General features: G+C 57.3%; 3 protein-coding genes and 4 pseudogenes. 6 read left to right on the forward strand and 1 reads right to left on the reverse strand.

The features are described from left to right. A pseudogene (locus FXB38_RS44445) lies at positions 1-141 on the forward strand (DNA-binding protein); the annotation flags it as partial. A gap of 3 nt (positions 142-144) precedes the next feature. Further along, positions 145-450 (forward strand): annotated as a pseudogene (locus FXB38_RS41820) (replication initiator protein A); the annotation flags it as partial. A gap of 3 nt (positions 451-453) precedes the next feature. Here the strand turns inward: FXB38_RS41820 and FXB38_RS41825 are convergent. Next, a pseudogene (locus FXB38_RS41825) lies at positions 454-651 on the reverse strand (transposase); the annotation flags it as partial. A gap of 90 nt (positions 652-741) precedes the next feature. On the opposite strand from FXB38_RS41825, the pseudogene FXB38_RS44450 reads away from it, so the two are divergent. The 4 genes and pseudogenes from FXB38_RS44450 to FXB38_RS41845 all read left to right on the forward strand — a co-directional run. After that, a pseudogene (locus FXB38_RS44450) lies at positions 742-1,041 on the forward strand (EAL domain-containing protein); the annotation flags it as partial. Positions 1,042-1,704: 663 nt separating this feature from the next. Continuing rightward, a complete protein-coding gene (locus tag FXB38_RS41835; RefSeq protein ID WP_246230626.1) occupies positions 1,705-4,905 on the forward strand; it encodes a hypothetical protein in 3,201 nt (1,066 codons plus the stop codon). Positions 4,906-5,007: 102 nt separating this feature from the next. Next, entirely contained in the window at positions 5,008-6,378 is a 1,371-nt protein-coding gene (locus tag FXB38_RS41840) for a hypothetical protein (RefSeq protein ID WP_246230627.1), read from the forward strand. A 142-nt stretch (positions 6,379-6,520) separates the two neighbouring features. Then, positions 6,521-7,586, forward strand: a 1,066-nt coding sequence (locus FXB38_RS41845) for a di-heme-cytochrome C peroxidase (RefSeq protein WP_246230628.1), incomplete at its 3' end; no start/stop codon positions are given.

Genomic DNA, 7,586 nt, shown 5'->3' on the forward strand with positions numbered 1-7,586 from the left:
TCGCGTTGTGTATGCGCTCGAGGACCTGAAGGCGTGGGTTGACCGCGGCGCCAAAACGTCCACCAGCGATCCCGGCACGGGCACGGTCCTGCCCGCGAAAACGGCACACCCATCCCGTATGCCGGCAAGGAGCGGCGCTGACCCATGCCGGACAGCAACTCCACTGCAAGCAGGAGACGGCGATCAGAGCGCGACCAACTCGATCTGTTTCGCGCCCTCCCGGGCGATCTGGCGCCACGCGGCGCGCATGACCTGATGGCGTATCCGTTCTTTTCGCTGGCAAAATCGAAGCGCAATGTTCCCATCGATTTTCGCGCAGGCACCATCACCGTTCGTGTCGAAGCCGTGCCGGAACACGGCATGGCGACGATCTGGGACGCGGACGCTCTGATCTGGGCTGCCTCGCAGATTGCCGAAGCCCGCGATGCCGGCCTGAAGACGTCCCGGCTGAGTGACACCAACCGAACGATCGCTCTTCTTCGGCATCGCTGTGTCGTCGGTGACGAGCACCGCATCTTTGCTGCCGACGAGACGGTCCGCCTGAACGAGCAGTTCCGACTCCAATGGGGCAGCATCCCAGACGCCATCAGCGATGAAATGATGCAGTTGATCGTAATCGCCCGCTGCAAAGCGCTCCGCCATCGGTTGAATGATAGCGAAGGTTCAAAAAGCCTGTGACTGCCATGCGATAGAGCGGGGCGGCGTAGTAGTGAAGATACCGGCCTGACGGCAGGCGCAAGAACAGGATATTCCAGCCTGAGCTACTCGCACAGCTTTCCGTTCGATAAGATCAAGAACGATCGCTCCTTTGTGAAGGACCTTGCGAAACGTTCCGACTGCGTCGCGCGCGATCTCGAGCCTCGGGCGTAGCCTCAACATCCCCACGACCGCGGAGGGCGTGGAGACCACCGAGCAGCTCGATTGGTTCGCGCAGAGGGCTGCAACGAGGTGCAAGGATTCTTATTCAGCAGCGCCTAGCCTGCCGCTGAGGTAGAGCAGCTGATGCGTCGCTTTGGCGCGAGGGCCTCGAGAGCTGCGTAAATTTCGGGCCCGACAGCAGCAGGTTTGTAATGAATTGCGTACAGATCCTGATCGGGCGCGATACCGCTCGAGATCGTCCCTCGTGCCCATTGGGCGGCATCTGGGAACGCATTGTGCTGCGCTAAGGTCGTTTCTATCTCAGCTCACCTCTCGCGCATTTCTCGCGTAGACCAAGGATCAGCGCTTGAGCGCGCGAAAAAGCTGCGCAGTCAGTCAATCAGGCGCATAAATTCAAACTCTAGTCGTACAAAATTGGAAAACTTTGACTTCAAGGTACGGTACGTTGACCGCGCCGGGACCTGTCCGACGGCGAGTAGGACGAAGACGATCTATCGAGTGGAGACCGATAAATGTTGTACGCAACGTACAAAGGCGTGTGCTTGCCGCGTGGACCGGCAATGCCGCCAACGAGTTCGTTATAGTCTCGGGTATCCGCGTCGAAAGACTCTTGATCCACCGTCGACAAAGCCGGATTGCTACTGTAGGTTAAGTCATCAATTTCGACGCTCTTCTCGCGCGCGCGCCCATAATTATTTTGTTGCAGGTCGCCTGTATGTCCACGGGCTCGATCCTGTTCGGTACAAGCAGCACGAATGTCCGGAATCTGCGTCTACTTTACTAGCTCAGTGAGTATCTCCGCAAACCTGTGAGGGAAATGATGCGATGATTGTGCGCGAGCAGCTCTTTGCCCTGTTACGCAACCTCCGGTGGATGATTGTTCTGTCGGTAGCCATCTCAGTATTGCTATATCTGCCAGATCAGATTCAGGAGCTCTATCGGATAGCCGCTGACGACATTGGTTGGGTGACCGTCAGGGAGTTCGCTGCCCTGGGCGTGATTGCCGTAACGATCTGGGCAGGCGCGTTTCAGCTCACAACTGCGTCCCTGCCAGAAATCCCCCACGCTACGGGTCGTTTGGCCTTTTACATAAGACTTGCGCCCGTTTTGCTCGGAGCGCTGCCGATAATCGCCGCGACGGCAGGTCAATTCGCGTCGCGCCCAGCGAGAAAGGTCGGTGAGGTCGAGGAAGTCGGAAGTATCTTCCGCATTCAGGATCAGGCGCTCGCGTTTGAGCGTAACATGCTGCTCATCCTCGCAATCGCCATGCTGATCATGCTCGTCTGCTTCGTGATATTTACGTGGCGGATGGGATCAAGAGATCGATCGATTGATCTCGCGAGCCGCGCCAACAATACCTACTTCATCCGCTACAGGTTTCTCGCGCTCACGATCGGCGGCATCGTGCTGTTGACAACGGCATTCATCCTGCTGCCGGATAGGCTCGCACAATTTCTCGGATCGTTCGGCGTGATCGCTCTCTTTGCGGTTTGCGTCGTTGGTCTCACCGTCCACTTTGCCCTACTGACGATCAAGTTTACCTTTCCATTTATACCGGTTGTTTTTGGCGGCTTGTTTCTGCTTGCCTCCTTGTTGGGAGGCGACGACCACGAACTGCGCACCGTCGCTGAAGCAAACAGCCTGCCGAAAGACGCGCGCATGTCTGCGGTCGCGGCGTTCCGTGAGTGGCTCTTACAGAAGCCGCGGCTGGAGGAAGCCAGGAGGCTCGGCGAATATCCCGTCTTCATTGTCGCGGCTCAAGGAGGAGGTATCTATGCTGCCAATAATGCGGCGCGGTTTCTTGCGAGAATGCAGGATCTCTGTCCGGCATTTCGACAGCATCTGTTTGCGATAAGCGCTGTCTCCGGAGGCAGCGTCGGTTCCGCCATCTTCGCCGCTGCGCTCCACGCCGAGAATGCGTCCCTTGATTCGAATGCCGCCGACGGAAAGACATGCCCGAAAATCGCGGACTTTCTGGCCGGTGTCGGACGAGTCCAAGATATTGATGCCCCTGGGCCGGTGGAGCAGCGCGTCGCAAGCGTCTTGGCGACCGATTTTCTGTCGCCTTTGGTCGCCGGCTTCCTGTTTACCGATTTCACTCAGATGTTTTCTCCGGTCGCGATCCACGCCTTCGATCGCGCGCGTTTTCTGGAATATACTTTGGAGAACGCCGGTGACAGAATGCTCGACAGCCACAAGGGCACCGGCGATCAATCCAATCTGCTAAGGGCCGACTTTCAGTCCCATTGGACAGCCGGCAACAACATGCCGGCGCTGTTGTTCAACACGACAGATGCCGGCAGCGGCAAACGGGCTGTCATCTCTCCCTTCGATTTCGATCCGTTACACCCGAATGACACTGACCTATGTATTCTCGCGGGACTCGAACGCGTCGCAACGGGGGCCGACCAAACGGTCAAGAGCCACTCACTTCGTATTCCGCTCAGCACAGCCGCTTTCACGAGCGCGCGATTTCCATGGGTGACGCCGGCAGCGACCGTCTCGTTAAAAAATGACTGTATAACCACTAACCCGCAGGCGCGCCTGGTCGATGGCGGATATGTGGAGAATTCGGGAATCGAGACCGCGCTCGACCTGATTGAGAAGCTTAACAGCATCAAGGGCACTTCTGACGCGCCAAAATTCCGGATTTACCTGCTGTCCCTGGTGAGCGGGCAATTCGGTGATCATGGTTCATTCATGTTCGGTGAGCTCATGGAGCCGGTACGCGCGCTCTTGAGCACGCGAACCTCCCGAACCTATGTCGCGCTCAATCATGCAACCAGCATCGATCGTCGGCCGGACGCCGAAGTCACCCCCAGCGTGCAGCGTTTTCCAGCCTTCGGCCGAACCGACATAACAGGCTTGTTCTATAGCCTTCCGCTCGGATGGACGTTGTCCCAGAAGACCGAAGATATCATCTCACTGAGCAGTGGCCGGTTTTGGGACTGCGTGCCGAAGGACGACTTCGATCAGTCCCGCCAGAGGCAGAGCAACGCTGATTGCCTGCAAGTGAAGTTGTTTCATCTTCTGAATGGATCGGTCGCGTCCGCATTTGAAACGCTCAAAGACGCCAAACTCGCACAGGCTGCCTACGCCGACGAGCTAGCCAAGGAATATCGACCAACTCCAAAGATCAAGCCGCAGCCGTTGCTTGCCTGTTATGAGAGCAATTGGTTGCAAGAGCGCGGTTATGAGAAATATCAGGATAAAGTCGCCGCCTACGAGCACCAGCTGACTGAATCGAGCAAGGACCATTCGCCGGCCCCTTCACCTGTTCCGCCATATCGCAAGAGCTATATGGCATATTTTCAGGCCGAGCAGGTCAAAGCCTTGTTGCAGGAATGGGATCGCGTCGAGGAAACGGATCCCCGTATCCTGGCCTATATTCTGGGATCAGTCTCCTACGACAGCGCCGACTTTACGCGCAGCAGCGAAAACTTCTCTTACAGCGCGGCTTCTCAACTCCCGCAGAAATGGCACGATCGCATCGACAAGAACAACGCAAAGCTTGTGGCCGCAAACAGGCCGGCGGTCGACGTGAACTCATTGCTTAACCATCCCAAGGAGTTGGCCAACTTCGTTCTTGGCTACGACGGCAACCCGTTCGGAAACCAGCCCGGAACGGATGACGGTTGGCTGTTTCGTCCGCGAGGAATGTATCAATTGGTCGGGCGCGAACAATATCAGGAAGCACAGAGCCAAACGCAACAGCTTGACGAGCTGGAAGGACTTGATCTGCTAACGCTTCCCGACGCGCTAAGGGATGCAAAGATTGCAGCCAAGGTGACGTTCGCTCACTTTCGGCTCCATCCTTACGAAAACCATCAGACACTGTTCGAGTTGCTGAAGGATCGTGCGAAGGATTGGACGGCCGTGCGTACATTGCAGACGGACATGGAACATGCCCCGGCTGACGGCGCACGCGTCAATGCAAGGAGTGAGATGTTCCTCGGCTGTATCGAGGAGGCGTTGCATCCGACGAAACTCAAGACCCTGCAAAGCCAGTTCTACGGTGAGGAATGAGAAGCTTGATCCGGCGGTCCGTTTTGCTTGTTGAGTGAACGTTGCGTCGAGATTTCGACGACTGATGTTTGAACTTTTTGGTCTCAAAGGGGGATTGCCAAGATGACAAGGGGTGAGATGTGCGGATCGAGGTTTCGTCGACGGCTTGCAAGACTGTTTGCGGCGGGGGTGGTGTTCGTCACTGCTTTGGGCGTGGGAGCGGCTCCGGCGCAAACGGCCGCAAAGCCGCTTTCGCCCAACGATGTGTCCATCCTCTTCCCTCCACCGAAGTCGTCGGCTGACCTGGCCAATCTGATCGCGGCATCCGATCTCGCCGGCCCCACAGGATCTCCGCAGCGACTTTTTTCCGACGCAGACTTCGTGCGCTTTATCGCCAACGCCGAGAATCCCGAGCGTCCGGGAGTGCCAGACTTAGGTGTACGCCACATCCAGCTGCCCGATGCCGTGAAAAAGATCGACGCCTGGTTTGTTGCCGGCATCAGAATCGACCCGGGCGCGCCGGGATTGTCACCGGATATCATCGCCCAGTTTGGCCGACAACCGCAAATCCGCCTCATCATTCAGCCGGTAACCAATGGACCAGACGGATTCAAAGTTCATGACACCGCCGGCCACCTTATCTTTAGCTTTAACCTCGACCCGGATCCGCCTCTCGACGGTTGTGCGCCGTTTCCGCGGTTCAAGCCGGACGATGAAGCCTTTAAGGCAATCATTCGTGACGTCGCGACCTTGCGCGATCAACTTGCGGCCGGACATTTTGGCCATGTCAAAGTCTCGACTGCCGGAGATCTGAATGTGCATCCGGGCCTTGTTGGGGCATCGGCAAAGGCGTTTCGTGATGCACTCAAGGCCTTACTTGAGAAGCATCTTTCACCGCAGCGCCTCAACACCATGGCTGTCATGGGCATCTCGCCGCCCGAGCCCTGGATTTTCGTCTCGATGTTAAGGGTACCGCAGGCTGGCTTGATACCCGTGCCTGGCCCGACGCTTGATGGCGTACACGCAGCGCAGATGTTCAGCATCATCGGCGGAAAACATGTCATCCCGCAGCCGGTTACCAACAATCAGAGTCCGATCACCTGTCGTCACGCGGCATTGCAAAATCCGCCTCTGGCAGCTGCCGATCGCAAGGGTGTTTCGACGTCCGAGTTCATTGATGGCAACGTGCCCAACAGTCGCATACTCGAAATCGTCAATATCATTGCCGACCCGAAGAAAAGCCACTTCTTCAATACCGATTGCGTCAGCTGTCACACCGAGACGGCGCAGCCACTCGCCAGGAAAATTCCAAACTTCGCAGTGCCAGGCGTGAACCGAGCGGTCTTGCCAAAGGAAAACTGGAATGTTCGCAATTTCGGTTGGTTCCCATCGTTCTTGCAGGGCGGCCCGGCGGCGGCGACGATAACGCGGCGCGCGGCAGCCGAGACGGCCGACGTGCTCGCCTTCATCAATAGCCAATTGCTGAACAAGTAACAGACGCCGTCGCCGTTTCCGGCTGCCCGCCGGCCCGGCTGAACGCACGACAGAGATAGATGGAGTGCTTGCTATGGGGAGACGTTCTTTCGGCTCTCGGCTTTATTCCTGGGTGAGGCGCTGGCCTCATGTCGCCGGGCTGTTGTTCGCAATCGTCGTCGTCGCGATCGTGTCGGCCGGCTTGGTGTATTTCGCGCCGGAGAAGGTTCGCGATGCAGCTCTTAAAATCAAAAACGACGCAAATCTGCTCGCTCAACTGCTGCCTGCTACCTTGCCGGAGCCATCGAAAATCGAAAGCGCCTATTGGCTGCCGCAGAATTGGAGCTCGCGCCAGCGTTACTGGTTTCACCACACGTCGCAGGGGACGGCGACCATACCTGTCCCTTATCAATGGTTCCTGGCGTTGGAGCGCCCGGAGCTGTCCTTCTCTTACACAAGCTTGACGGACGACGACTACTTACGCCGCCTTGGCTTTATCCCCAGTCCTGGCTCAAATGACTTCGCCGGTAACGCGCCCTCATACGGTTATCACAAAGATGGCCCGAATGGGGACGGTGGGAGCCCCGGTTGGACTCCAAACTTGCCCGACAATCCAAATGGCTTGCCTGTCGGCTTTGCCATCCTTAAGGGCGGTGTCGACCCGACGACGGGAGCCTCGTATGAAGATCAAATCGGATTGACATGCGCCGCCTGTCATACGGGGCATCTGGAGTACAAAAATGTCAGCCTTCGGTTCGACGGTGGGCCGGCGATGGTCAATCTCGGCGAGGTTGAACGAGTCATCGGGCTGTCTATCGGCTACACGCTGATTTTGCCGTGGCGGTTCGAGCGTTTCGCCAGCAGGCTGGAGCAGATCAAAGGTCAAGGCGTCGAGCGAAAGCAGCTTCGAAGCGATCTGGAGCTTGCACTTCAAAAGATCAAAAAACAAAAGGTGCAGGGCGATGGCCTTTTGACGGGACAGGGAGTTGCGGATCTCGATGAAGGTTTTGGTCGACTTGACGCGCTGAACCGGATCGGGAACCAGGTTTTCTATAGCAACCTACTCGATCCCCTGACCGGCGAACTTCCGGATCCACTCTTCAAGGGCAACTTCGCCCGCCACGATGCGCCCGTGAGCTTTCCGCCCATCTGGGACACACCGTATTTCCTCTGGGCGCAGTATGACGCCTCCGTTCTCAACGAACTTGTTCGCAATTCAGGCGAGGCGC

The sequence above is a fragment of the Bradyrhizobium cytisi genome (assembly GCF_008123515.1).
GTDB classification, from domain to species: domain Bacteria; phylum Pseudomonadota; class Alphaproteobacteria; order Rhizobiales; family Xanthobacteraceae; genus Bradyrhizobium; species Bradyrhizobium cytisi.